Annotated in this window: 26 protein-coding genes; 15 read left to right on the plus strand and 11 right to left on the minus strand. The window is 66.9% G+C overall.

All coding sequences use genetic code 11. The features are described 5' to 3' along the window. The first annotated feature begins 69 nt into the window (after positions 1 to 69). Together GSQ76_RS15200 and GSQ76_RS15205 are read left to right on the plus strand one after the other, a co-directional pair. A complete protein-coding gene (locus GSQ76_RS15200) occupies positions 70 to 696 on the plus strand; it encodes a PRC-barrel domain-containing protein (protein ID WP_158744747.1) in 627 nt (208 codons plus the stop codon). Positions 697 to 699: 3 nt separating this feature from the next. Continuing rightward, positions 700 to 1,920, plus strand: coding sequence for an MFS transporter (locus tag GSQ76_RS15205; protein ID WP_158744748.1), 1,221 nt, complete (start codon positions 700 to 702; stop codon positions 1,918 to 1,920). A gap of 4 nt (positions 1,921 to 1,924) precedes the next feature. Here the strand turns inward: GSQ76_RS15205 and GSQ76_RS15210 are convergent, their stop codons facing one another. Continuing rightward, entirely contained in the window at positions 1,925 to 3,025 is a 1,101-nt protein-coding gene (locus GSQ76_RS15210) for an alpha/beta fold hydrolase (protein WP_158744749.1), read from the minus strand. 284 nt (positions 3,026 to 3,309) lie between these two features. On the opposite strand from GSQ76_RS15210, the gene GSQ76_RS31845 reads away from it, so the two are divergent. Beyond that, a complete protein-coding gene (locus GSQ76_RS31845; protein ID WP_254070427.1) occupies positions 3,310 to 7,014 on the plus strand; it encodes a hydantoinase B/oxoprolinase family protein in 3,705 nt (1,234 codons plus the stop codon). A 13-nt stretch (positions 7,015 to 7,027) separates the two neighbouring features. Here the strand turns inward: GSQ76_RS31845 and GSQ76_RS15225 are convergent, their stop codons facing one another. From GSQ76_RS15225 to GSQ76_RS15240, 4 genes are all read right to left on the minus strand, one after another. Continuing rightward, a complete protein-coding gene (locus tag GSQ76_RS15225) occupies positions 7,028 to 7,303 on the minus strand; it encodes a type II toxin-antitoxin system RelE/ParE family toxin (RefSeq protein WP_158744751.1) in 276 nt (91 codons plus the stop codon). A 3-nt stretch (positions 7,304 to 7,306) separates the two neighbouring features. Beyond that, on the minus strand, positions 7,307 to 7,489 hold the full coding sequence (locus GSQ76_RS15230) for a hypothetical protein (protein ID WP_216851074.1): 183 nt from the start codon (positions 7,487 to 7,489) through the stop codon (positions 7,307 to 7,309). A gap of 44 nt (positions 7,490 to 7,533) precedes the next feature. Beyond that, entirely contained in the window at positions 7,534 to 8,202 is a 669-nt protein-coding gene (locus GSQ76_RS15235) for a DsbA family oxidoreductase (RefSeq protein ID WP_158744753.1), read from the minus strand. 79 nt (positions 8,203 to 8,281) lie between these two features. Beyond that, the gene (locus tag GSQ76_RS15240) at positions 8,282 to 9,196 is read right to left on the minus strand and encodes a LysR family transcriptional regulator (RefSeq protein WP_158744755.1); all 915 of its coding nucleotides are present in this window, start codon (positions 9,194 to 9,196) and stop codon (positions 8,282 to 8,284) included. 120 nt (positions 9,197 to 9,316) lie between these two features. Between GSQ76_RS15240 and GSQ76_RS15245 the strand changes: the two genes are divergently transcribed. Continuing rightward, complete coding sequence (locus GSQ76_RS15245) at positions 9,317 to 9,982, plus strand: peroxiredoxin-like family protein (RefSeq protein ID WP_158744757.1); 666 nt, start codon at positions 9,317 to 9,319, stop codon at positions 9,980 to 9,982. After that, positions 9,975 to 10,604, plus strand: a complete 630-nt coding sequence (locus GSQ76_RS15250; RefSeq protein WP_158744759.1) for a DUF1684 domain-containing protein — start codon at positions 9,975 to 9,977, stop codon at positions 10,602 to 10,604. Before GSQ76_RS15245 ends, GSQ76_RS15250 begins: the two co-directional genes overlap by 8 nt. Positions 10,605 to 10,613: 9 nt before the next feature. Here GSQ76_RS15250 and GSQ76_RS15255 read toward each other — a convergent pair whose 3' ends face one another. After that, on the minus strand, positions 10,614 to 10,781 hold the full coding sequence (locus tag GSQ76_RS15255) for a hypothetical protein (RefSeq protein WP_158744761.1): 168 nt from the start codon (positions 10,779 to 10,781) through the stop codon (positions 10,614 to 10,616). A 159-nt stretch (positions 10,782 to 10,940) separates the two neighbouring features. After that, positions 10,941 to 11,423, minus strand: a complete 483-nt coding sequence (ruvX, locus tag GSQ76_RS15260; protein ID WP_158744763.1) for a Holliday junction resolvase RuvX — start codon at positions 11,421 to 11,423, stop codon at positions 10,941 to 10,943. A 68-nt stretch (positions 11,424 to 11,491) separates the two neighbouring features. Between ruvX and gatC the strand changes: the two genes are divergently transcribed. Genes gatC through gatB form a run of 4 tightly spaced genes read left to right on the plus strand, consistent with a single transcriptional unit; the run spans position 11,492 to position 15,199 of the window. After that, complete coding sequence (gene gatC / locus GSQ76_RS15265; RefSeq protein ID WP_158744765.1) at positions 11,492 to 11,779, plus strand: Asp-tRNA(Asn)/Glu-tRNA(Gln) amidotransferase subunit GatC; 288 nt, start codon at positions 11,492 to 11,494, stop codon at positions 11,777 to 11,779. Beyond that, positions 11,776 to 13,257, plus strand: a complete 1,482-nt coding sequence (gene gatA, locus GSQ76_RS15270; protein WP_158744767.1) for an Asp-tRNA(Asn)/Glu-tRNA(Gln) amidotransferase subunit GatA — start codon at positions 11,776 to 11,778, stop codon at positions 13,255 to 13,257. The genes gatC and gatA overlap by 4 nt, the downstream gene beginning before the upstream one ends. Continuing rightward, positions 13,257 to 13,751 carry a hypothetical protein gene (locus tag GSQ76_RS15275; RefSeq protein WP_158744769.1) on the plus strand — a complete coding sequence of 165 codons (495 nt, stop codon included), beginning with the start codon at positions 13,257 to 13,259 and terminating at the stop codon, positions 13,749 to 13,751. The genes gatA and GSQ76_RS15275 overlap by 1 nt, the downstream gene beginning before the upstream one ends. Continuing rightward, positions 13,748 to 15,199 carry an Asp-tRNA(Asn)/Glu-tRNA(Gln) amidotransferase subunit GatB gene (gene gatB / locus GSQ76_RS15280; RefSeq protein ID WP_158744771.1) on the plus strand — a complete coding sequence of 484 codons (1,452 nt, stop codon included), beginning with the start codon at positions 13,748 to 13,750 and terminating at the stop codon, positions 15,197 to 15,199. Before GSQ76_RS15275 ends, gatB begins: the two co-directional genes overlap by 4 nt. Here gatB and GSQ76_RS15285 read toward each other — a convergent pair. Then, positions 15,196 to 15,423 (minus strand): hypothetical protein, encoded by a 228-nt coding sequence (locus GSQ76_RS15285; RefSeq protein WP_158744773.1) that lies wholly within the window; start codon positions 15,421 to 15,423, stop codon positions 15,196 to 15,198. The two genes, gatB and GSQ76_RS15285, sit on opposite strands and share 4 nt — an antisense overlap. 111 nt (positions 15,424 to 15,534) lie before the next feature. Continuing rightward, positions 15,535 to 16,131, minus strand: coding sequence for a superoxide dismutase (locus tag GSQ76_RS15290; RefSeq protein WP_158744775.1), 597 nt, complete (start codon positions 16,129 to 16,131; stop codon positions 15,535 to 15,537). Positions 16,132 to 16,261: 130 nt separating this feature from the next. On the opposite strand from GSQ76_RS15290, the gene GSQ76_RS15295 reads away from it, so the two are divergent. Next, positions 16,262 to 17,044: a squalene/phytoene synthase family protein gene (locus GSQ76_RS15295; protein WP_158744777.1), complete on the plus strand. Its 783-nt coding sequence runs from the start codon at positions 16,262 to 16,264 to the stop codon at positions 17,042 to 17,044. A gap of 2 nt (positions 17,045 to 17,046) precedes the next feature. Here GSQ76_RS15295 and GSQ76_RS15300 read toward each other — a convergent pair whose 3' ends face one another. Then, positions 17,047 to 17,334, minus strand: a complete 288-nt coding sequence (locus GSQ76_RS15300) for a hypothetical protein (RefSeq protein WP_158744779.1) — start codon at positions 17,332 to 17,334, stop codon at positions 17,047 to 17,049. A gap of 46 nt (positions 17,335 to 17,380) precedes the next feature. On the opposite strand from GSQ76_RS15300, the gene GSQ76_RS15305 reads away from it, so the two are divergent. After that, a complete protein-coding gene (locus GSQ76_RS15305) occupies positions 17,381 to 18,139 on the plus strand; it encodes an SPFH domain-containing protein (protein ID WP_158744781.1) in 759 nt (252 codons plus the stop codon). Here GSQ76_RS15305 and GSQ76_RS15310 read toward each other — a convergent pair. Beyond that, a complete protein-coding gene (locus tag GSQ76_RS15310; protein WP_158744783.1) occupies positions 18,117 to 18,302 on the minus strand; it encodes a polyhydroxyalkanoate synthesis regulator DNA-binding domain-containing protein in 186 nt (61 codons plus the stop codon). The genes GSQ76_RS15305 and GSQ76_RS15310 overlap by 23 nt on opposite strands. A 93-nt stretch (positions 18,303 to 18,395) precedes the next feature. Between GSQ76_RS15310 and GSQ76_RS15315 the strand changes: the two genes are divergently transcribed. From GSQ76_RS15315 to GSQ76_RS15330, 4 genes are all read left to right on the plus strand, one after another. Next, the gene (locus GSQ76_RS15315; protein ID WP_158744785.1) at positions 18,396 to 20,093 is read left to right on the plus strand and encodes a DEAD/DEAH box helicase; all 1,698 of its coding nucleotides are present in this window, start codon (positions 18,396 to 18,398) and stop codon (positions 20,091 to 20,093) included. Positions 20,094 to 20,270: 177 nt separating this feature from the next. Further along, positions 20,271 to 21,803, plus strand: coding sequence for an ABC transporter substrate-binding protein (locus GSQ76_RS15320; protein ID WP_254070428.1), 1,533 nt, complete (start codon positions 20,271 to 20,273; stop codon positions 21,801 to 21,803). Next, positions 21,803 to 22,744: an ABC transporter permease gene (locus tag GSQ76_RS15325; protein WP_158744788.1), complete on the plus strand. Its 942-nt coding sequence runs from the start codon at positions 21,803 to 21,805 to the stop codon at positions 22,742 to 22,744. The genes GSQ76_RS15320 and GSQ76_RS15325 overlap by 1 nt, the downstream gene beginning before the upstream one ends. After that, positions 22,741 to 23,646: an ABC transporter permease gene (locus tag GSQ76_RS15330; protein ID WP_158744790.1), complete on the plus strand. Its 906-nt coding sequence runs from the start codon at positions 22,741 to 22,743 to the stop codon at positions 23,644 to 23,646. Before GSQ76_RS15325 ends, GSQ76_RS15330 begins: the two co-directional genes overlap by 4 nt. Positions 23,647 to 23,649 lie beyond the last annotated feature (3 nt).

The following is a 23,649-nucleotide window of genomic DNA, read 5'->3' on the forward strand; positions in this document are numbered from 1 at the left end:
GCATTAACGCCGCTTGCCGGGTGCGGGATGCAGGCGCAAATTCGCAAGGCGGGTGATGGGGTGGGAGCGATGCGGAAACGGCTGGCATTAGGCTGGGCGGTCTTGCTGCTGATGGCGGCGGACCCGGCCCCACAAGCGACGACGCCGGACCCCACCTCCCCGGCGCCTGCCGCCCCGGCGGCGCCTGCGCCAACGCCAGCGCCATCAACGCCCACCCCGGCGCCCGCAGCGGCGCCTGCTCCCGCGCCGGCCGAACCCGAACTGACGGAGGCAGATGCCACCGGTGTGCTCGGCCGCATGGTGCATGACTCCGACAATCGCGACATCGGCCGCATCGTCGACGTCGTCGTAGATCCCACCGGCCAGTCCCGCGCCGCGGTGATCGACGTCGGGGGCTTCATGGGCGTCGGTGCCCGGCGTGTTGCGGTAAACTGGACGCAGGTGCACGTCCCGCCACCCAGCGCCCCAGACAAACGCGTCTCGATCGACCTGACCGATCAGCAAATCCGCGCCGCCCCCGACTACGTGGACCGGACCAAGCCCGCCATGATTGTCGGGTTGCCAGCGCCCGCCGTGGCAGCGAATACAACGCCCATGCCCCAAATTCCGCCGAACCCCGCCGCCGCGTCTCCTGCCGCCCCGGCCTCCACACCCGTTCCCCCACCAGCAGACAAACCACCCGAGGCCAGCAAATAGGCCTTGCCCAACCCTGCCCGGAGCGTACCTGACCGAAGCAACCGGGGCCTCGACTGGCTGAGCTTCTTCGTTGCGAACGTGCAAACCGGCTTCGGGCCGTTCATTGCCGCCTATCTGGCCTCCGAAGACTGGACCCAGGGCGAAATCGGCACCGCGCTAACCATCGGCACCATCACCACCATGGTGATGCAAATGCCGATGGGCGCCATCGTGGATGCGATGCGCGACAAGCGGTTCCTGGCCCTGGTGGCCATCGCTGCCATCGCCGCCGCCGCGCTCATCCTGGCGCTGTTGCCCGAACGGCTGCCGGTATCGATCGCAGAAATCCTGCATGGCGTCGCAAGCTGCATCCTGGGCCCGGTCATCGCCGTGCTGAGCATGGCCGTCGCCGGCGTGAAGGGTCACGCGCTGGGGGAGCGCCTGGGCCGCAACGCGCGCTTCGCCTCGATCGGCAGCGGATGCGCCGCCGGGCTGATGGGTGGCGTCGGCTACCTGGTGTCCGAACGCTCGGTGTTCTTCCTGGCCGCGGTGCTGGTGCTGCCGGCGATCTGGGCGCTGCGCCTGGTGCCCGTCAGCACCGTGCATGCGTTCGAGCGACCGCCCCCGCAGAAGCTGACCACGCTGTTTCGCGATCGCAGGCTGCTGCTGTTCGCGCTGTGCTGCGCCGGCTTCCAATTCGCCAACGCCGCGATGTTCCCGATTGCCGCCGTACAGGTTACCCGGCATGCCGGCGCGGTTGGCCAATTGGTAATCGCCGCCTGCCTCATCGTGCCGCAAATCCTGGTCGCCGTGTTGTCCCCGGTCGTTGGCCGCGCGGCGGAGCGTTGGGGGCGTCGCCCGGTCTTGCTCCTCGGCTTTGCCGCGGTGCCCCTGCGCGCCGCCCTATTCGCGGCGACCGATCAGCCGACTCTGGTGGCGGTCATCCAGGCGCTGGACGGCGTCAGCGGCGCGGTGTTCGGCGTGTTGCTGCCGCTGATCGTCGCCGATATTTCCCACCGCAGCGGCCGGTTCAATCTGTCCATGGGCGCCATCGGCCTGGCCATCGCCGGCGCCGCCGCAGCCAGCACGGAGGTCGCGGGAATCGTCGCCGACCACGCCGGGGCGCGGGGCGCGTTCGCCGCGCTCACGGTGGCCGGGTTGGTGGCCTGCCTGCTGGTCTGGCTGCTGCTGCCCGAAACGCGCGAGAGCGACGAACCGACGACAATCCCAGCCGTCGCCGAGTAGCCCTTTACAGCCGCCGGACGATCTCCGCCGCCAGGACCTGGGCAAAGGGTGGCCGCACCATCGTCGTGTGGGATCCGGGGATCATCACCACATCCAGATTTTTCCGGTGGGCGAACTGGCGCCACACCGGCACCGGGTCGCAGGCATGCGGGTCGCCCAGTTCGGATTTGAACAGCGTCACCTTCAGATTCAACCGCCGCGGCACGTAGGTTTGGTAGGCGACGATCGACGAATCCCGCACACGCTGAAAATCCGGTTCCAACCCGCCGATGTAGTAGGCGGAGGCATGGATCGACGCTGCGGTCTCGCCCGCCGCCTTGCGGCCGAAATAGCGAACCAGGTTGCGGGCGCGGTGCACGATGTGGTCCACCGCCTCGCGCGGCGGCAGGTGGCGCGCCGCCGCCGCCCGAACCAGGCAACGCTTCAGCACATCCCGCACCCACGCGGCTTTCGGCCAATGCCGCTCGTCCAGGTTGGAATCGATCAGGCCGATCAAGCCGATCCGTCGCCCGGTAGCGGCCAGTTCGCGCGCCGTCTCCAACGCCACGATGCCGCCGAAGGAATAGCCTATGAGGTGATAAGGACCATCCGGCTGCCGGGCGATGATGGCGTCGCGGTGGCACTTGGCCATGTCGGTCAAATCGGTCAGCGGCGCAGTTTCGCCATCCAGCCCGGGAAGCTGCAGGCCCCAAACCGGCCCGGAATACTCGATCAGCCGGGCAAAGGCGCATAGCTCCAGCACCAGCCCACTGCCAGCCGACACGATATACAACGGCGGCCGGTCATCCCCGTCGCGCAACTTCACGCACGGCGACGGCTCCGGCCATTGTCCGGTGCGAATGGCGTCCAACAGGGCATCCAGCGTGCCGAGTTGCAGCAGGGCGGTGGCGCGAACGGTCAGCCCCAATTCGCTCTGCAGATCCTTCATCAGGCGCACGATCCGTCGCAGGCCCACCCCGACCTGCAGAATATTGGCACGCGGCGCCCGCGCCTTGGGGCCCAACGAGCGGTGCCACAGTCGCTCGACCAACTCGGCCACATCAGCGGATTGCGTGACCGTTTCCGGCAGCACACCCGACGGCGCGTCGGCAGCGATCGCATTCATGGTGACATCTCACATGCGTGGCAGGGACGTTGCGGGTGCGGCGTTTTGCCAGATGATCGTGTCGATGCCGTTTCGTTTAACACGAACGGCCAGCGGTTAATTCATGAGATGTTTGTATTTTTTTGATACGATGTCAATATTTCTTGAGCGGCCTCGGCACCCTTCTTCCGCCGCATTTCAGGGTGGCCTGCCTCTTGCTCCACAAACCCGGCCGCTAGGCTCGCTGGCGGTGCTGTTGCACAGTCTGGGCGCCTGCCATCAGGCGATCCCCGCAGGAGACCGCTATGTCCGACCAGCCCCGCCCCATCCGCATCGCCGTCGACATCGGCGGCACGTTTACCGACCTTCAGGTGCTGGATGCCCGCGACGGCGCCGTGCAGGCCTGGAAAACGCCCACCACGCCACTGGACCCGTCCGAGGGCCTGCTGCGCGGCGTGCGCGAGGCGTCGGAGAAGTTCGGCTTCGCCCTGTCCGACGTCGGGCTGCTGCTGCACGGCACCACCATCGCCACCAACGCCGTGCTACAACGCCAACTGGCCCGCGGCGCCCTGGTGACGACCGCCGGGTTCGAGGACGTGTTGGAGATCACCCGGCACTACCGGCGCGAGCTGTATCGCCTGGACCCCGATCCGTTCCCCGTCCTGGTCCCCCGCGACCGCCGCTTCGGCGTGGCGGAGCGGGTGCGGGCCGACGGCACCGTCGAAACCCCGCTGCAGGATGGGGCAGTGGATGCGCTGCTCACTCAGTTGGACGCCGCCGGGGCGGAGTGCGTCGCGATAAGCCTGCTGCACGCCTACGCCAACCCGGCGCATGAACAGCGCCTGCGCGACCTGCTGCTCGCCGCCCGACCCGGCTTGGCCGTCTCCATCTCCAGCGACATCAGCCCGGAGATCCGGGAATACGAGCGCACCTCCACCACCGTGCTGAACGCGCTACTGGTCCCAGTGGTGCGCGCCTATCTGCAGCGGCTGGAGCGGCGGCTTGGTGAGGATGGCTTCGCCCCCGGCGTGTTCCTGGTGCAGTCCAACGGCGGCGTCTGCGGCCTACGCCGTGCGGCAGAACAACCGGCGCGCCTGCTGCTCTCCGGCCCCAGCGGCGGCGCCCTGGCTGCCGAGCGCCTGGCCCAATTGCTGGACCGCCCGAACATGGTCGCGGTCGACATGGGCGGCACGTCCTACGACGTATCGGTGGTGCTCGGCGGTCGCGTATCCATCGTGACGCAAGGCGAGGTGGACCGGCTGCCGGTGCGCCTGCCCATGGTGGAAATGCGCACCATCGGCGCGGGCGGCGGCTCCATCGCGTCGGTCGATTCCGGCGGCAGCCTTGGCGTCGGCCCACGCTCCGCCGGCGCCCGCCCTGGCCCGGTCGCCTACGGCCGCGGTGGCACCGAACCGACCGTCACCGACGCCAACCTGGCCCTGGGGCGGCTGGACCCGGACTACTTCCTGGGCGGCACCATGACGCTGGACATGGACGGCACCCGGCAAGCCATCATCGACCGCATTGCCAAGCCGCTGGGCTTGGGTGCGGAGGAGGCAGCCGAGGGCATCCTGCGCGTTGTCGATGGCGCGCTCGGTTCCGCCGTTCGCCTGTCCCTGTTCGAGAAAGGGCTCGACCCCCGCGACTTCTCCCTGCTGTCGTTCGGTGGGGCAGGCGGCCTGCACGCCACCGCCGTCGCCAGCGAAGTCGGCATCCGCGAAGTCGTTTTCCCGCGGGAGCCGGGGACGCTGTCCGCCTACGGCATCCTCTTCGGCGATCTGGTGCAGGACATTTCCCGGACGCACGTCATTCCCGCGACGCCACAGGGGCTGCCAGCGTTGGGCGGGTTGCTTGGTGAGTTGCGCGGCGAAGCCTTGTCCCGCCTGGCGACCGACGGCGTCGCTGCGGAGCACCAGGCGATCGAGGTCTACGTGGACATGCGCTACCACGGCCAGGCCTTCGAACTGCTGGTGCCCTGGGGCGACGTCGCCACGCCGGGCGAGGCGGACCTGGCCCGGCTGCTGGCGGAATTCCACGCCAGCCATCTGCGTCGCTTCTCCTACGCCGACGAGGCGGAGGCGGTGGAGATCGTCACCATCCGCGTCTCCGCCATCGGCCGCCTGCCGCGTCGCGCCGCCGCCGAGCCGGTCATCGCCGACCGCCCCGCCAGCAAAGGCACCCGCCGCAGCTACGAGGGCGGCGCCTGGCAGGACGTCCCGGTCTGGGATCGCGAGGCGCTGACCGCGTCCGATGTCATCGAGGGCCCGGCGCTGGTGGAGGAAACCTTCGCCACCCATTGGATCGGCCGCGGCTGGACCGCGACGCTCGGCCCCGCCGGCGCCCTGGTCGCCACCGATCGCGCCGCCGCCCCCGCGCATACCGGCGCAGTGCTGGGCCCGGTGGAGATCGAGGTGATCCGCAATGCGCTGACCGCCGCTGCGGCCGAGATGGACGTCACCGTCTGGCGCACCAGCCGTTCCACCATCGTGCGCGAGTTGCTGGACTACTCCACCGCCGTTTTCGACGCCGACGGCAACAACCTGGCGCAATCCGCCCGCATCCCCGGGCACCTGAACTCGATGAGCCACTTGCTGCGCGAGTTGCTGGACAAGCATGTCGACGTCGCCAATTGGGGTCCGGACGACGTGGTCGCGACCAACGACCCGTATTGCGGCGGCCAGCATCTGCCGGACATCGTCACCTACAAGCCGGTGTTCCACGAGGGCAAGCGGATCGGCTTCGTCGGCACGCTCTGCCACCACATCGACATGGGCGGCCTGGCCGCCGGGTCGTACGCGGCAACCGCGACCGAGATCTTCCAGGAGGGGCTGCGCATCCCGCCGCTGAAGCTGGTGGAGAACGGCGTCCGCAACGCCGGCGTCTGGGCCATGATCGGCCAGAATGTGCGCAAACCCGCATTGGTGCTGGGCGACCTGTCCTCCCAGCTCGCCAGCCTGGAGGTGGGCGCCAAGGCGATCCGCCGCCTCGCCACCCGCTACGGCGCCGAGGGCATGCTGGCCGCCAGCAGCCGCATCCTGGACATCAGCGAGGCCGCGATGCGCGCCGCCATCCGCCGCATGCCGGACGGCGTCTACGAGTTCGAGGACTTCCTCGATGATGACGGCGTGGTGCTGAACCAGCCGATCCGCCTGCACGTGAAGCTGGAGGTGAAGGGCGACGACATCATCGCCGACCTATCCGGCTGTTCGCCCCAGGCCAAGGGCCCGGTGAACGCCACCCTGGCGTCCTCGGCCGCGGCCGTGCTGTTCGCCGTGATGTCCGCCAGCGACGAGCCAATGGCGGTGAACGCCGGCTGCTACCGCCCGGTGACCATCATCGCCCCCGAGGGCCTATGCGTGAACGCCCGTCACCCGGCGCCGGTCGCACATCGCGTGGCCGTCGGGCACCGCCTGCTGAACACCGTGCACGGCGCGCTGCACCAGGCCGCACCCGACCGCATCCCCGCCGCTTATTACGGCAACAGCTACGTCTGCACCTTCCAGACGGTGGCCGCGGATGGGTCGCGTGAGGTGCTGGTCGAGATCGAGATCGGCGGCTCCGGCGGCCATCCGACGAAGGACGGGGTCAACGCCTACGCCTCCGGAATGCACAACAACAGCAACATCCCGGTGGAGATGATCGAGAGCGGAATGCCGCTGACGCTGTCGCGCTACAATCTGCTGCCCGGCTCGGGCGGGGCGGGGGAGTTCCGCGGCGGCCTGGGACTGGCGCGGGAATGGCGTGTCGACTCCGAAAGCTGCATCTTCACCGCCAACATGGACCGCTTCCACCACGCACCGTACGGCCTAGCCGGCGGCATGCCAGCCTCGGTCGGGCGTCTGCTGCTGATCCGCGACGGCATCGAAACCCCGATCCCGCCAAAGACCGACGGGCTGGTGCTACGCCGTGGCGACCGGGTGCGCCTGGAAACGTCGGGCGGCGGCGGCTTCGGCAAGCCAGCCGACCGCCAGGCGGCGGCAACTGCAAACGATTTGGCGATGGGGTACTAGGCTGTGGAATCCTCTACCGCCGATCCTGCGCGCCATGCCAGACGCGCAGGATATCGACCGTGTTCCCAGCCCTGATTTTGTAGGCGATGACGTAGGGATGGTACGCTAGCAGTTCTCGCAAGCCTGGCACGCCCGAGGCGCGCCCGCGGTAGGGAAACAGCGCCAGGCTGTCCCCCGCGACAAGAATTTCGCGAGCGATCCGGCGTGCCGCGACAGGATTTTCCGATGTGACGTAGCGAGTGATCCGGCGGACATCGGCAAGCGCCCGCGCCGTCCAGACGACTCCCACGTGTCAGCGTGGTTCAGGGGGTGGTGCGTCGATATCTCCGGCGGCAAGGCGAAGCAGCCACTCGCGGACCTCCTCGTGCGGAACCCGCCGCGGGTCGGCCTCGGCCTCGGCAACCGCTCGCGCCAAGGCCTCGGCTTCAAGTTGGTCTTCATCAGCATCGGATATCGGAACGGGATCGCTCATCATTTTATCATACCCTGGATTGCCATCAGCGCTTTGCGCCAAGCATCCTAACCCTCGACCATGTCCACCGCGGCAACATCCAGCAGACGCTCGATCACCTCGGGCTCCTGTGCGCCGGCGATGGCGTGACGCCCGCCGACTACGAAGCAGGGCACGCCGTTAATGCCCAGCCGGTGGGCGCGCAGATTATCGGCATGCACGCCGTCCAACTCCGCATCGCTGGCCAGCATGGCGCGGGCCGCCACCGGGTCCAGTCCGCACGCCCCGGCAATGGCGCACAGCACGCCGATCTCGCCTAGATCGCGGCCATCGGCGAAATGCGCCGTGAACAGCGCCTCCACCACCCCATTCGCGCGCCCGAACCGCGCCGCCCAGCGCACCAGCCGGTGCGCGTCGATACTGGACGGGGTCCGACGCACGCGGTCGAACCGGAACTGCACGCCTTCCGCCCGGCCAATCTCGGCAATCGAGCTGTACAGCCGCCGCGCCCGATCCTCGCCACCGAACTTGCGCACCACGTAGTCGGATCGGGACATTCCCACCCGCGGCATGTCCGGATTCAACAGAAACGGCCGCCACACCAGCTCGACCAGCAAATCCGGACGCCGGCGCAACGTCCGCAACAGCCGACGCGTACCCAGGTAGCACCATGGGCAAACCAGATCGTGCACGACCTCAACCGTGAGGCGTGCTTTGGGGGGAGCAAGGACGTTCACATAGGCATCCTAAGCCGGGGCCGATGAGGCATGATATGGTTTTCTGGACACGGTGCGGCAATAGACCGTGGTCCCTTCGCTACGCCTCGCCATAGGCCGATATCATCGGATCCAACCGGAACTCATCAACGAAGAAATCGATCACCGCCCGGGTCCGCGGCGCCAGGTTGCGGCGGGAGGGATACACCGCGGTGATCGCCGTTGGCGGCGGCTCCCATCCCGTCAGCACGGGGCGCAACCGCCCATCCGAGACTTCGGTGCCGAAGAACCAGGTCGGCAGCAGTGCATATCCCAGCCCGGCCAACACCGCCTCGCGCACGCCCTCGCCATTATCGGTACGGAACCGCCCCGTGACGTGAACGGTGACGCTCCCCTCTGCCCCCTCGAACTGCCATTCCCCGGGCGTGTTGCTGCCAGTGAAGATGATGCAGGGGAGGTGGTCCAGGTCGGACGGATGCCGCGGCTCGCCATACGCGGCGATACAGGCCTCCGACGCGACGGCGATGCGGCGGGAGGAGCCGATTTTGCGCGCCACCAGGCTCGAATCCTGCACCTGGGTCACCCGCACCGCCAAATCGATGCCGTCCGCGACCAGGTCGGTCAGCGTGTCAGACATCCGCAGTTCGATCGACAGTTCCGGATAGCGCTCCAGCAAACGCGGCATGCGCGGCGCTACATAAAGTCGCCCGAAGGTGGAGGATGTCGCCAGCCGCACCAGGCCGCCGGGCAGGGCGTGGCGCCGGCCCACCGCGGCCTCGGCCTCCTCCACACTGTCTAGCACCCGTCTGGCATGGCCCAGCAGGTCCCGCCCATCCTCCGTCAGGGCCAGGCTACGCGTCGTCCGCTGGATCAGCCTTGCGCCGAGATGTTCCTCCAGCGCGGCCACCTGACGCGACACGGCCGGCTGCGTCGTGCCCATTTCCCGGGCCACGGCGGAAAAGGACTGTGCCTCTGCCACCCGGATGAACACGCGGAATGCGGCGAGAAGATCCATGACCTATGCCCCCCGGACATCGATCATATCGTGCCGCTCCTACTATCAATCCTGAAGGCCAGCGACGACATTTCCCTAGTTGGAATGGTCAAGATGCGATACCACGAAGCAGCTATGCACATGGGACAGAGAACTCTTACTCGCCAATTAGAGGCATTCCGGACGGGTCTGCTCGCGCGGCTTCCGCCGGACGAGCGCGAGGCGATCCTTGGTGCAGCGGAGGATTTGCGCGCCGAATTGTCCGACCGCAAGTCTCCCGTGCCCGGCGATACCGCTCCTGCCTTCACGTTGCCGGATCAACACGGCCAAAACGTCTCGCTGAAAGACCGGCTCCGGCATGGCCCGGTGGTGATCCTGTTCGTGCGCGGCGGGTGGTGCCCGTTTTGCACGTTGACCCTGCGCGCCTATCAGGAGGCATTGCCCGCAATCCAGGCCGCCGGTGCCGACCTGCTCGGCATCACCCCGCAATGTGCCGTCAGCAGTTGTGCGGTGGCAGAGCGCGATCTGCTCGCCTTCCCGATGCTGTCCGACGTCGATAATCGCGTGGCCGACACCTACGGCGTGGCCTACGAGCTGTCGCCGGCCATGCGGAAAATCTACACGCGACTGGGCCATGACCTGCCAAAACTAAACAAGACCGGGAACTGGCAAGTGCCGCTGCCCGCCACGTTCATCATCGGCACCGATGGCCGCGTCCTGTGCGCCCATGTGGAGCCAGTCGCACATCGCCGCTTGGAACCGTCCGAAGTCGTCCGAGCGCTGCAAGAATTGCGGGTGAATGCCTGACCCATCGGACGCGGGTCCATATGGCGAGTTGTGGGATTGGCGCCGCCGGGTAGCTGCGCTCTACACCGCCATCCGCAACGACCCGAACCCGCCCCGCGCGTGGGATGCATGGTGCCACGAACGCAACGAGCTGTTCCGAAACCACCCCCAATCCGCCCTCGACCCGCCGCAGCGGGCCGAATTCACCAGGCTTCGGTATTTCCCCTACGACTCGGCGTTGCGGTTCGCCGTAGATCTACGGCCCATCGAACGACCCGCCTTCACCGTGGATGTCGGCGGAGATGGCGCAATCCATCTTCAAGCCTTCGCGCAAACTATCGGCTTATCGCAAGCGCTCGGTCGCGAACTGACGCTGTATTGGGTCGGCGGCTATGGGGGAGGGGTGTTCCTGCCATTCACCGACGCGACCTGCGGGTCGGGCAGCTATGGCGGTGGACGGTATCTGCTGGACACCATCAAGGGCGCCGATCTCGGCACCACGCCAGACGGGCGAACGATCCTCGACTTCAACTTCGCCTACAATCCATCCTGCAGCTACTCTCCCCGCTACGTTTGCCCGCTATCGCCGGCAGACAATCGCCTGCCGGCGGCGGTACGTGCGGGGGAGAAGCTAGCAGGCTAGACGTCGAGTTTAGCGGCGAACCGACTCGGTCGGCGGCAGCGTCGTCGGCATGCCGCCGACATAGCTCTTGAAGCTGCTCACCCAGCCCTGGATGGTCGCGACGAGCGCGCGAGCGATCAGCAGCTTGCCTTCCTGAGCCATCAGCATGGCTTCGCCGGCTTGGTCGAATGCGTTCATAATTATCAATCCTTCTGCTCGGGCGCTGAGGCCCAGGGTTAGCGGAAGGACGTTTCCGGCTTGTTGTGCAGTGCAACATAGCGCCGCTCATGCTGCGCTGCAACATGTATCACGCGAACCGTTATGAACCCTGTGAACGTGTTGCAAAATTGTTGCGGTCTAGTCTTCGGAGTCGCCCGGCAGCGGCCGCAAATAATCCAGTGCCGCCTGCAAAATCACCGCGGCAGCCATGCGATCCACGGTGGCCGCCCGGCGCGCCCGGTTGGCACCCTGGCTGGACAGCGAGCGGTTCGCCTCCGCCGAGGACAGCCGCTCGTCCCACATGGCGGCCGGAAGCCCTGTCGCATCGGTCAGCGCGAAGGTCCAATCCCGCGCCGCCTGGGCCGACGGGCCAAGCGTTCCGTCCATGAGAAGCGGCAGCCCTACCACGAAACCACCCACATCCTCCCGCCGGGCAATGGCCATGATCGCCTCGACCGACTCGGCCAGTTTGCCTCGCTTGATCGAGCCGTAGGGGCTGGCAAGCACCCGGCGAACATCGCTCAGCGCAATGCCGATTGTGCGGGTGCCGGGGTCGAGCCCGATCAGCCGTTGGTTGCGGGGAAGCTGGGCGTGAAGGTCTGTCAGGTTGAATAGCGGCATAGGGTGCCGTTATGGTCGTCCATTGCTACATCGCCAAGAACCTTCCCCTCTTTTGCCAAAGGAGCGCCATGTCGCTCGATCCCGCGACCGTCAAACGCATCGCCCAACTCGCCCGCATCCGGGTGACGGACGACCAGGTCGCCCCGCTTCAATCCCAGCTCAACGGCATCCTCGGCTGGATCGAGCAGTTGCAGGAGGTGAACGTCGATGGCGTGGCGCCGCTGACGGGCGCGGCCGATATGGCGCTGCGCATGCGGGAGGACCGGGTGACCGATGGCGGCATCGCCGAGAAGGTGCTGGCCAACGCGCCGGATCGCGCCGGCGAGTTCTTTGCCGTGCCGAAGGTGGTGGAATGACCTCCAGCCTGACGGAACTGAGCATCGCCGCCGCGTCCGAAGCACTGCGGGCGCGCAAATTCTCCGCCCGGGAACTGACGCAGGCGCATGTCGACGCCATCGCAGCGCTGGACAGCCAGTTGAACGCCTTCATCACCCAGACGCCCGAATTGGCCCTGGCCGGCGCGGACCAGGCGGACGCTGCCTTGTCACGCGGCGATGCCGGGAAGCTGGCTGGAATTCCTTTGGGAATCAAAGACCTATTCTGCACAACCGGCGTACGCACCACCGCCGCCAGCCGCATCCTCGGCCATTTTGTCCCCCCCTACGAGAGCACGGTCACCGCCAACCTGCTGCGCGACGGCGCAGTGTTCCTGGGCAAGACCAATCTGGACGAGTTCGCCATGGGCTCCTCCAACGAGAGCAGCGCCTTCGGTCCGGTGACCAACCCCTGGTCGCCGCCCGGCAAGGCGCTGGTGCCCGGCGGATCCTCCGGCGGGTCCGCCGCAGCGGTGTCGGCCGGATTGGCGATGGGCGCCACGGGAACCGATACCGGCGGCTCGATTCGCCAGCCCGCCTCGTTGTGCGGCATCGCCGGCATGAAGCCGACCTATGGGCGGTGCAGCCGCTACGGCGTGGTGGCGTTCGCGTCCTCGCTGGACCATCCTGGGCCATTCGGCCGTTCGGTGGCGGATTGCGCGACGTTGCTGGGTTCGATGGCCGGGTTCGACCCGAAGGACAGCACGTCCGCCGACCGCGCCGTGCCGGATTTCGCCGCGGCCTGCGCCCGTGGCGTGAAGGGCCTGCGCATCGGCGTGCCGCGCGAATACCGCCAGGACGGCATGGCGCAGGAGATCGACGCGCTGTGGGAGCAGGGGCTCGCCTGGCTGCGCGATGCCGGGGCAACCGTGGTCGACGTGTCGTTGCCGCACACCAAATACGGCCTTGCCGCCTACTATATCGTCGCCCCGGCCGAAGCATCGTCCAATCTGGCGCGCTATGATGGCGTCCGGTTCGGTCTGCGCGGCCAAACCAACGGCGATTTGGACGATTTATACGAGCTGACCCGGGCCGAAGGCTTCGGCGAGGAAGTGCAGCGCCGAATCCTGATTGGCACCTATGTCTTGTCGGCCGGGTATTACGACGCCTACTACACTCGGGCGCAAAAAGTGCGCGCGCTGATTTTGCGCGACTTTACCGAGGCGTTCGGCCAAGTGGACGCATTGTTGACACCGACCACGCCAAACGCTGCGTTCGCGCAGGGGGAGAAGGTGGACGATCCGGTCACCATGTATCTGAACGACGTCTTCACCGTCCCGGCCGATCTGGCCGGTATCCCCGCTATGTCGGTCCCCGCCGGGTTGGATGGCGCGGGGTTGCCATTGGGGCTGCAGGTGATGGGGCGGCCTTTCGACGAAGAGACGGTGTTCGCGGTAGGCGCCGCTATTGAAAAATCCGCCGGGTTTACCGCCCGGCCACGACTGAGGGCAGGTGTATAGTGGCTGTGATGATCAACATGGCGTCCAAGAAGCCGGACGAACTGAAGACGCTGATTGCGAACCACGAGCGGGTCGGTAAGACCGACTCCGACCGGTATCGCGCCGCCGTGGCCGAGCTGGCCAGCCGCAATAGCGGGGAGCTGACGCTGGAAAAGACCGTCGCGGTGATTACCGCCGCGGCCAAGCGCGGCATTTTCATCAGCTACAAGGACGTCGCCGACGGCAACGGCGCCGCCGCCAACCGGGTGCAGTTCCGCATCGCCAAGCACCTGCTGGAGGTCAGCCGCCACGCGCACAAGCTAGGCTGGCCGATGATCTCCGCCATCGTGGTGAACAAGCTGCACGTCGTGGACGGCAAGATGGAGCCGAAGACGCTGGCCGGCTTCTGCGAATGCGCCCGGTCCATGGATCTGGAGGTGGGGGACGAAGCGACCTTCCTGCATGCCCAGCAGCGCGCGGTGTTCCAGGCAGCGAAGGAAGGACGCCTGTCGTGAGCTACACGGTCGCTGGCGCCGAAGGGGAATGGGAGATCGTCTGCGGCCTGGAAGTCCACGCCCAGGTGACCAGCCAGGCCAAGCTGTTCTCCGGCGCCTCGACCGAGTTCGGCGCCGAGCCGAACAGCCAGGTCAGCTTCGTCGACGCCGGCTTCCCCGGCATGTTGCCGGTCATCAACGCGGAATGCGTCGCCCAGGCGGTGCGCACCGGGTTGGGGTTGGACGCGCAGATCAACCTGGTCAGCAAGTTCGACCGCAAGAACTATTTCTACGCCGACCTGCCGCAGGGCTACCAGATCAGCCAGCTGTATCACCCGATCGTGGGCGCCGGTCATGTGGAGATCGAGGTCGAGGGTGAGACCCGGCGCATCGGCGTGACCCGGCTGCATCTGGAACAGGATGCCGGCAAGTCCCTGCACGACCAGGACCCGTCGCGCTCCTTCATCGACCTCAACCGCTCCGGCGTGGCGCTGATGGAGATCGTCTCCGAACCGGACATCCGCTCCCCGGAGGAGGCCGGCGCCTATCTGCGCAAGCTGCGCTCGATCCTGCGCTATCTCGGCACCTGCGACGGCAACATGGAAGAGGGCTCCATGCGCGCCGACGTGAACGTCTCCGTCCGCAAGCATGGCGAGCCGTTCCGTACCCGGTGCGAGGTGAAGAACGTCAACTCCATCCGCTACGTAATGCACGCGGTCGAGGTCGAGGCCCGGCGTCAGGTCGATGTGTGGGAAAGCGGCGGCGAGGTCCGGCAGGAAACCCGGCTCTACGATAACGTTCGCGGCGAAACCCGCTCCATGCGGTCGAAAGAGAACGCCCACGATTACCGCTATTTCCCCGACCCCGACCTGCTCCCGCTGGTGCTGGAGGAGGCATGGGTTGCCGAATTGAAGACCCATCTGCCCGAATTGCCGGACGCCAAGCGCGCCCGCTTCGTCTCCCAATACGGCCTGTCCCCCTACGACGCCGCCGTGCTGGTGGCGGAGCAGGCGACCGCGGTGTTCTTCGAATCCGTCGCCCACGGCCGCGATGCCAAAGCGGCCGCGAACTGGGTCATGGGGGATCTGTTTGGCGCGCTGAACCGCACCGGCCGCACGATCGAGGACTCGCCGGTATCGGCTGCGGCGCTGGGCGAAATGCTGGATCTGATGGCCGACAACACCATCAACGGCCGAATTGCCAAGGACGTGTTCGAGGCCATGGTCGAAACCGGCGATATGCCCGGCGCCATCGTCGAAGCCCGCGGCTTGCGCCAAGTCACCGATACCGGGGCGATCGACGCCGCCATCGAGGCCGTCATCGCCGCCAACGGCGACAAGGTCGAGCAGTATCGCGGCGGAAAGGAAAAGCTGTTCGGCTTTTTCGTCGGCCAGGTGATGAAGGCCATGGCCGGCAAGGGCAACCCGGCCCTGGTGAATGAAGCGCTGAAGACCCGGCTCGCGGCCTAGAACGGCGTGTGGATCGTCAAACTGGCATAGTTGGGCGCAGTAGCGTTCGGGCCAGACCCGATCCCACTGAACCCCGGCGGCAGACTGTTCACGGGCTGCGGCTCGCTTGCGGAGGATTGCGCCGACTGAGGCGACTGGCCAGACACCAACGGCGGACCGCCGACCTGGGCGTTGCAGCCGCATAGGCTCAGCGCAATTGAACAGGCGAGGGCGGCGCGGAACACGGCTTTTCTCCTGGAAACGCGAACGGCCCCCACTCAACGCCTTGGAGTGGGAGCCGTTCCGTCTGTAGCCCCTAGCAGGGCGCCCGAACTGGGCGTCCTACGTCGTGCGCCCTAGATCTGGCTGGCGGCAAACTCGTAGTTTGCTAGCTTGTCCAGCCAGTTGGTCACGTAGTCCGGGCGGCGGTTGCGGAAGTCCAGGTAGTAGCTGTGCTCCCACACGTCGATGCCCAGCAGGGCCTTGCCCTCGCCTGCTGCCAGCGGGTTGGACCCGTTCGGCGTCTTCGTCACCTTCAGCTTGCCGTCCGTGCCCAGCACCAGCCACGCCCAGCCGGAACCGAACTGCGTGGTGGCCGCGGTCTTGAACGACTCCTTGAACTTATCCACGCCACCGAAATCGGCGTTCATCTTCGCTTCGAGCGACGTCGGCATATTGCCGCCTTCGGTCGGGCTCATCGCCTGCCAGAACAGGATGTGGTTCCAATGCTGGCCGGCATTGTTGAACACCGGGCCGCCTTCGGCCGCGGTCATGGTGACGATCTCTTCCAGGGACTTGCCCTGCAGCTTGGCGTCTTTCTCAACGAACCCATTCAGGGCAGTGACATAGGCCTGATGGTGCTTGTCGTGATGCAGCTCCATCGTCTCCTGGCACATGCCCTTCTCGGCCAGGGCCGAATGGGAATACGGGAGGGGCGGAAGTTCGAAGGCCATGGGCTTTCTCCTCGTGATGTAGCGAAGCGACCCCGTTGCTGGCATGAGCAGCCAGCGCGATCACCGGGACGGGCGGACCTTCCTGCCCGCCGTATCTCCCGTCAAGCGCACCAGCCTTATGGATGTTCCCATGTCGCCTCCCTCTTTCTTATCTGCCGTGGGTGAGATCGTCCGCCGCGCGGACCCCGACCGCTTCCTCACCGCCCTGTTCGCCCCGCCAGCCCGGCGGGACCGGCTGTTCACCCTGTACGCCTTCAACCACGAGACCGCCCGCGCCCGGGAAGCTACCACCGAGCCCGTGATGGCGATGATCCGCCTGCAATGGTGGCGCGAGGTCGTGGAGGGCACCGTCAAACATCACGAAGTCGCCACCCCGCTCACCGAACTGCTCGGCGACGGCGCAGTCGACCCGGCGGACCTGCTCTCGGTGCTGGACGCGCGCGAGGTGACGGAAATCGCCACCGTGTCGGAATGGCGATCCTGGCTGCTGTCCGGCCCGGGCGCGCTGGCCCATGCCGCCGGGCAAGCGCTGGGTGCCGAGGACGAGCGGCTACGAACCCTGGGTGCGGCCTACGGCGCCGCCGGAATGCTCCGCAGCATCGTGCCCCATGCCAAGGCCGGGTTTTGCCTGCTGCCGACCGAATTGCTGGCAGGGCACGGGCTATCCACCGACGCCGTCCTTGCCGACCCGTTCGCCCCGGCGCTGCACCCCGTCATCCAGCGCTTGCTGCAGGAGGGGCGGGATCTGCTCGGCCCCCGGCACCGTCCCGGCCCGGGCCTGGCCGCCGCATTGCCTGCGGTGTTGGCCCGGCGCGACCTGCGCCACGCACCGGACCGCATCATCCAGCCGATGCCCCGTGGCTTGGGCGACCGGCTTGCCGTCACGGCTGCTGCCCTGATGGGCCGCGCCTAGCCCTAGCGGTATGCCTGCGGCGTCACTCTGCGAAACTGGCGCTGGAAGGCGCGGCGCCGAACCACCGGATAGTGATCGACCGCCATCAGCCCCAACTTGATCGCCAGCAGCAGGCAGGCGGCAACGGCCAGCCCGATGCTCATCGCACGCCGCCAGCGGGCAGTTGCCGCTCCATACAGTGATGCCGGGTCATTGCCGATCTCCCCTCCGAACCCGAAGGCTAGGCAGCCCGCCAGCCGAGGGTCAACGAAGCGCCACGAGATAAGCAGGTACTCCCCGAGACGCGGCATCAGACAGGAAAGATGCTACTGTCACCACCACGTTCAGGAGCAAACCATGCCCTACTACTTCATCGCTCCCGCGATCGTTGTCATCCTGTTGCTAATCCGCTCGATCCGTATGGTCCGGGAGTGGGATCGTGCCGTCGTGCTCCGCCTCGGTCGGTTCCACGCCATCAAGGGGCCGGGGCTGGTCCTGGTGATCCCGCTATTGGACCAGGTCGCCGTCACCGTGGACATGCGGGTCGAAACCACCACCATCACCGCCGAGCAGGCGCTGACGCGGGATACGGTGGCGGTTGGCGTCGACGCCATCGTGTTCTGGCAGGTCAGCGACGCCCGGGCCGCTGCCATCAACATCGCCAATTACCGCCAGGCGATCGAACGCGTCTCCCAGACCAGCCTGCGCGAGATGATCGGCTCCACCGACCTGGCCCAACTGCTCAGCGACCGCAAAGCCGCCGACGAGAAGCTGCGCGTCACCATCGGCGACAAAACCGGCAGCTGGGGCGTCGCCATCCGCTCGGTCGAGATCAAGGACGTCGCCATCCCACCCGGCCTGCAGAACGCGATGAGCATGCAGGCCCAGGCGGAGCGGGAGCGGCAGGCGAGGGTGACCCTGGCCTCCGCGGAGGAGGCGATCGCCGAGCAGGTGATGCGCGCCGCCTCGATCTACGCGCAGAACCCGGTGGCGCTGCAACTGCGCCAGATGAACCTGCTGTATGAGATGAACAAGGACCGCGGCAGCACCGTGCTCATCCCGACCGACATGGCCAGCGCTCTGGGTGCCGCGTTCAAGCCCCCGCCGGCAGCGTGACCTCCTGCCCGGTCTCGCTGTCGATCACGGTGTACCGGATGCCGCTCACCCGCCAGCTCCGCAACGTCTCGGCGCTGACGTAGCGACCAGCCGCCGGGTGATACAATCGTGCGCCGCCGTAGCGCTTGATGAGGATGGGCGAAATGTCGATTGCGGCCGGCATAACGAACGGTCCTTCTCCCCCTTTTATTGCATCACTGCAACGCGTTTGCGTCAAATGCTAGCGCCGCGCGGCCGCTTGCCCTAAGTCCCGCCAATGCCATTCCCCCCAATTCATCCCGTGCTCGACGCCGCCCTGGCCGCACGGGGGTATGACGAGCCAACCGCCGTCCAATCCGCCGTCCTGGAACCAGAGGCCGAGGGGCGCGATCTGCTCGTCTCAGCCCGCACCGGGTCGGGCAAGACCGTCGCCTTCGGCCTGGCCGCTGCCCCCACCCTGATGCCCGGCGGCGAACTGCCGCGCCCCGGCACTCCCATCGCCCTGGCCATCGCACCGACGCGGGAACTGGCGCTGCAGGTGCAGGCCGAACTCGCCTGGCTGTATGCCGGCGCCCGTATCGCCGCCTGCGTCGGCGGCATGGACATCCGGCGGGAGGCACGGGCGCTGGCCGCGGGCTGCCACATCGTCGTCGGCACGCCGGGCCGCTTGGGCGACCATTTGCGCCGCGGCAATCTGGACCTGTCCGGCCTGAAGGTCGTCGTGCTGGACGAGGCGGACGAGATGCTCGACCTCGGCTTCCAGGAAGAACTGGAGTTCATCCTCAGCGCCGCCCCGGCCGACCGCCGCACGCTGCTGTTCTCCGCCACCATCCCGCACGACATCGCGGCCCTGGCCCGGCGCTACCAGCGCGACGCCCTGCGCATCGACACGATCGACCGCACCCAGCAGCACACCGACATCGAATACCGCGCCATCTCCGTCGCTTCGCACGAGGCGGGGGCCGCCCTGATCAACCTGCTGCGCTGGTACGACGCTCCCCGCGCCCTGGTGTTCTGCGCCACGCGGGAAGGCACGAAGCGGCTGCACATGGCGCTGGTCGAGCGCGGCTTCGCCGCCGTCATGCTTTCCGGTGAGCTCAGCCAGCACGATCGTACCGCCGCCCTCGACTCGATGCGCGCCGGCCGCGCCCGCGTCGGCGTCTGCACCGACGTGGCCGCCCGCGGGCTGGACCTGCCGGAGCTGGACCTGGTGGTGCATGCCGACCTCCCGACCAACCCCGAAACCCTGCTGCACCGAAGCGGCCGGACCGGTCGGGCAGGGCGCAAGGGCGTCTCGGCTCTCATCGTCCCGCACCCCAAGCGCCGTCGCGCCGAGCAAGTGCTGAATGCCGCCCGGCTGAAGGCCGCATGGTCCGGCGCTCCCAGCGCCGACGAGATCCGCGCCCGCGACCGCGAGCGTTTGTCCGACGACCCGATGTTCGAAATGCCCACCGGGACCGAGCGGACGGAGGCGGAGGCCCTGCTCTCCAGCCACGACGCGATCGCCGTGGCGGCAGCGCTTCTGCGCCTGCATCGCGCCCGCCTGCCCCCGCCGGAGGAGATCACGCGCGAACTGCCCCAGGCCGTTCGTGCCCCGGCCACCTATGCTGGCCATGCCGATGCCGCCCCGCGCGGGCCTCGTCCCACGATCACGCCCGGTGACTTCGTCCAATTCCGCGTCGCGGTCGGTCGTAACGAAAAAGCCGACCCGAAATGGCTGATCCCGCTGATCTGCCGCATGGGTGGCGTCACGAAGAAGGAGATCGGTGCCATCCGAGTCTTCGACACCGACACCCGATTCGAGATCACGCGGGACGCCAGCGCCGCATTCGCCGCAGCCACCTTGGAATCCACGGCTGGTGAGCCGCGGATTACCCCCGCTGGCGACGGTCCGATGCCGGTGCGGGCGCCGCAAAAGCCCTACCGCGGCAAGTCGAATGTGGACACGAAAGCACGCCCACGCCGTCATGGCTGATCGTTAAGCCGCGCGGACACATTTGGCAGTTTGCACCATGACAAACTGCCGCTAGGGTCCGCGCTGGCTGCCGTATGGTCATGGCAGCCATGCGATACAGATCTCCAATCGGGTGGAACTATGAAGCGCCGCGTTTTCCTTTCTGCGTCGGCCGGTTTGGCCGCGAGTGGTTTGGCGATGCCGAATCTGGCCTTGGCACAAAATGCCAAGGTGTTGCGCTTCATCCCCCAGGCAAACCTGTCCACCCTCGACGCGATCGTCGGCACCCAATACGTCGTCCGCAACGCCGCTATCATGGTCTGGGACACGCTGTATGGCGTGAATAGCAAGCTGGAGCCGCAGCCCCAGATGGCCGAGGGGCACGAGGTCTCGGACGACGGCAAGACCTGGACCTTCAAGCTGCGCCCCGGCCTGACATTCCACGACGGCGAGAAGGTACTGCCGAAGGACATCATCGCCAGCCTGAAGCGCTGGATGGTTCGCGACTCCATGGGCCAGATGATCGCCGCCCAGTTGGTCGCGATGGAGGGGCCGGACGACCTGACCTTCCGCATCCGCATGTCCAAGCCGTTCCCGAAGATGCTGTTCGCGCTGGGTAAGGCGAACCCGCCTATGGCGCTGGTGATGCCGGAACGGATTGCCTCGACCGACGCATTCAAGGTGATTACCGAGTTCGTTGGCTCCGGCCCGATGAAGTTCGACAAGGCCAACTGGGTGCCCGGCAGTATGGCGGTGTTCACCAAGTTCGACGGCTACACGCCGCGTGAGGAGCCGTCCGACTGGTCCGCCGGCGGCAAGCGCATGTTCGTCGACCGGATCGAGTGGAACATCATCACCGACCCCGCCACCGCCGCCGGTGCATTGCAGAAGGGCGAGGTCGATTGGTGGGAGAACCCGATCCCCGACCTGGTTCCGCTGTTGAAGAAGAACAGCAATGTCGCCGTGGATATCGCTGATCCGCTTGGCAATATTGGGTCGCTACGCTTCAACCACCTGCAACCGCCATTCAACGACGTGCGCATCCGCCGCGCCGTGCTGATGGCGCTGAGTCAAGAAGATTACATGCGCGCCGTGGTTGGTGACGACACCAGCCTGTGGAAGGTCAGCCCGTCTTTCTTCACGCCGGGCACGCCGGATTACACGACGGATGGCGGCGATATCCTGATGGGCCCGCGCAAATACGACGCCGCCAAGGCCCTGTTGAAGGAAGCCGGCTATAATGGCGAGAAGATTGCCCTTTGCGTCGCCACCGACGTCGCCATCACCAAGGCCGAGGGCGACGTGACGGCGGACCTGCTGCAGCGCATCGGCATGAACGTCGACTACCAGTCGCTGGACTGGGGCACGGTCGGCGCCCGCCGCGCAAAGAAGGACCCGGTGTCCCAGGGCGGCTGGAACATCTTCCACACCTGGCACGCCGGCGCGGACTGCATCAACCCGGCGCCCTATTCGGCGCTCCAGGCCACTGGCGACAAGGCGTGGTTCGGCTGGCCGAAATCCGACAAGGTCCAGGCCGGCATCGACGAATGGTACAACGCGCCCGATCCTGCCGCCGAAAAGGTCGCGCTGGCCAAAACCAACCGCGCCGCGTTCGAGGACGTGATCTACGGCCCGACCGGCTTCTTCCTGGGCTACCAGGCCTGGCGCAAGAACGTCACCGGCGTCGTCAAAGCGCCGTTCCCCGTATTCTGGGACGTTAAGAAGACCTGATGTTCGCGTATATTCTCCGGCGCATCGTCGCCACCATCCCGGTGATGGCGATCGTCGCCCTCTTCGTCTTCAGCTTGTTGTACCTCGCCCCGGGTGACCCGGCGGCGATCATCGCGGGCGACCAGGCCAGCCCCGCCGACGTCGAGCGCATCCGGGAATCCCTCGGCCTGGATCGCCCCTTCGTGGTGCGGTTTGGCGAATGGGTATGGCACGTGCTGCAGGGTGACCTCGGCCAGTCCATCTTCACCAACCTGCCTGTCACGCACATGATCGCGCAGCGTGTCGAGCCAACGCTGTCTTTGATGGTACTCACGCTGGTCTTCTCCGTGGTGGTAGCGGTGCCGATGGGCGTCGTCGCTGCCTGGAAACAGGGCACCTGGATCGACCGCGTCGTCATGCTGCTGGCGGTGTTCGGCTTCTCGGTTCCGGTGTTCGTCGTCGGCTACCTGATGGCCTACGCCTTCGCCCTGCAGCTCGAATGGCTGCCGGTGCAGGGCTACACGCCGATCGCCAACGGCATCTGGCCATGGCTGTCCAACCTGATCCTGCCGGTGCTGACCCTGGGGGGCGCCTTCATCGCGCTGATCGCCCGTATCACCCGCGCCACCATGCTGGAGGTACTGAGCCAGGATTACGTCCGAACGGCCAAGGCCAAGGGCGTCAGCCAGGCGCCAATCCTGTTCGTGCACGCGCTGAAGAATGCCTCGGTCCCGATCATCACGGTGATCGGCCTGGGCGTGGCCGGGTTGATCGGCGGCGCCGTGGTCACCGAAAGCGTGTTCGCCATTCCCGGTGTCGGCCGGCTGGTGGTGGATGCGATCCTGCGACGCGACTACCCGATCATCCAGGGCGTCGTGCTCATCTTCTCCTTCGTCTACGTGCTGGTGAACCTGTGTGTCGATCTGATGTACACCGTCTTTGACCCGAGGATCCGCTATTGAGCATCACCTATAACGGGACTGGCGGCGTCGCTGCCGACCTCCCCGACGTGCTGCCGCCGGTCAAGAAGCGCGGCCGCGTTCTCACCTTCATCCGTCGCAATCCGACCCTGTCCGCGGGCGGGATATTGCTGGGGCTGATCGTCTTCATGGCGATCGCGGCCCCCATCCTGGGCACGGTCGACCCCACGGCGATCGCCCCGGCGCGACGCACCCGCGTACCATCCGCGCTCTACTGGTTCGGCACCGACATGCTGGGCCGCGACGTGTATTCCCGCACCCTTTACGGCGCCCGCGTGTCGCTGATCGTGGGCTTCGCCGTCGCCTTCCTATCCTCGATCATCGGCATGCTCATCGGCGTCTGCGCCGGCTACATCCGCCTGGTCGACACCATCATCATGCGGGTTATGGACGGCCTGATGTCGATCCCTTCCATCCTGCTCGCCATCGCCCTGATGGCGCTCACCCGCGGCAGCGTGCAAAACGTCGTCATCGCCATCACCGTGGCCGAAATCCCGCGCGTCACCCGCCTGGTGCGCGGCGTGGTGCTGAGCCTGCGCGAGCAGCCCTATGTCGAGGCCGCCGTCGCCAGCGGCACGCGCACCCCGGCCGTCATCTTCAAGCACATCCTGCCGAACACCCTGGCGCCCATCATGGTGCAGGCCACGTTCATCTGCGCATCAGCCATGATTACGGAGGCAATCCTATCGTTCATCGGTGCCGGCACCCCGCCGATCATTCCGTCCTGGGGCAACATCATGGCCGAGGGCCGTGCGCTGTGGCAGGTGAAGGGCTACATCGTGTTCTTCCCCGCCGTGTTCCTGTCGCTGACCGTGCTCGCAGTAAACCTGCTGGGCGACGGGCTGCGCGATATGCTCGACCCGCGGTTGGCGAAGCGCCTGTGAGAA

The organism is Acidisphaera sp. L21, assembly GCF_009765685.1.
GTDB lineage: Bacteria > Pseudomonadota > Alphaproteobacteria > Acetobacterales > Acetobacteraceae > LMUY01.

Bases quoted from the DNA above. Each gene is read 5' to 3' on its own strand.
- GSQ76_RS15200 (WP_158744747.1), top strand. From the start codon at position 70: ATGCGGAAACGGCTGGCATTAGGCTGGGCGGTCTTGCTGCTGATGGCG.
- GSQ76_RS15210 (WP_158744749.1), bottom strand. From the start codon at position 3,025: ATGAATGCGATCGCTGCCGACGCGCCGTCGGGTGTGCTGCCGGAAACG.
- GSQ76_RS31845 (WP_254070427.1), top strand. From the start codon at position 3,310: ATGTCCGACCAGCCCCGCCCCATCCGCATCGCCGTCGACATCGGCGGC.
- GSQ76_RS15230 (WP_216851074.1), bottom strand. From the start codon at position 7,489: ATGATGAGCGATCCCGTTCCGATATCCGATGCTGATGAAGACCAACTT.
- GSQ76_RS15240 (WP_158744755.1), bottom strand. From the start codon at position 9,196: ATGGATCTTCTCGCCGCATTCCGCGTGTTCATCCGGGTGGCAGAGGCA.
- GSQ76_RS15245 (WP_158744757.1), top strand. From the start codon at position 9,317: ATGGGACAGAGAACTCTTACTCGCCAATTAGAGGCATTCCGGACGGGT.
- GSQ76_RS15250 (WP_158744759.1), top strand. From the start codon at position 9,975: ATGCCTGACCCATCGGACGCGGGTCCATATGGCGAGTTGTGGGATTGG.
- GSQ76_RS15255 (WP_158744761.1), bottom strand. From the start codon at position 10,781: ATGAACGCATTCGACCAAGCCGGCGAAGCCATGCTGATGGCTCAGGAA.
- ruvX (WP_158744763.1), bottom strand. From the start codon at position 11,423: ATGCCGCTATTCAACCTGACAGACCTTCACGCCCAGCTTCCCCGCAAC.
- gatC (WP_158744765.1), top strand. From the start codon at position 11,492: ATGTCGCTCGATCCCGCGACCGTCAAACGCATCGCCCAACTCGCCCGC.
- gatA (WP_158744767.1), top strand. From the start codon at position 11,776: ATGACCTCCAGCCTGACGGAACTGAGCATCGCCGCCGCGTCCGAAGCA.
- GSQ76_RS15290 (WP_158744775.1), bottom strand. From the start codon at position 16,131: ATGGCCTTCGAACTTCCGCCCCTCCCGTATTCCCATTCGGCCCTGGCC.
- GSQ76_RS15295 (WP_158744777.1), top strand. From the start codon at position 16,262: ATGTCGCCTCCCTCTTTCTTATCTGCCGTGGGTGAGATCGTCCGCCGC.
- GSQ76_RS15300 (WP_158744779.1), bottom strand. From the start codon at position 17,334: ATGCCGCGTCTCGGGGAGTACCTGCTTATCTCGTGGCGCTTCGTTGAC.
- GSQ76_RS15305 (WP_158744781.1), top strand. From the start codon at position 17,381: ATGCCCTACTACTTCATCGCTCCCGCGATCGTTGTCATCCTGTTGCTA.
- GSQ76_RS15310 (WP_158744783.1), bottom strand. From the start codon at position 18,302: ATGCCGGCCGCAATCGACATTTCGCCCATCCTCATCAAGCGCTACGGC.
- GSQ76_RS15315 (WP_158744785.1), top strand. From the start codon at position 18,396: ATGCCATTCCCCCCAATTCATCCCGTGCTCGACGCCGCCCTGGCCGCA.
- GSQ76_RS15320 (WP_254070428.1), top strand. From the start codon at position 20,271: ATGCCGAATCTGGCCTTGGCACAAAATGCCAAGGTGTTGCGCTTCATC.
- GSQ76_RS15325 (WP_158744788.1), top strand. From the start codon at position 21,803: ATGTTCGCGTATATTCTCCGGCGCATCGTCGCCACCATCCCGGTGATG.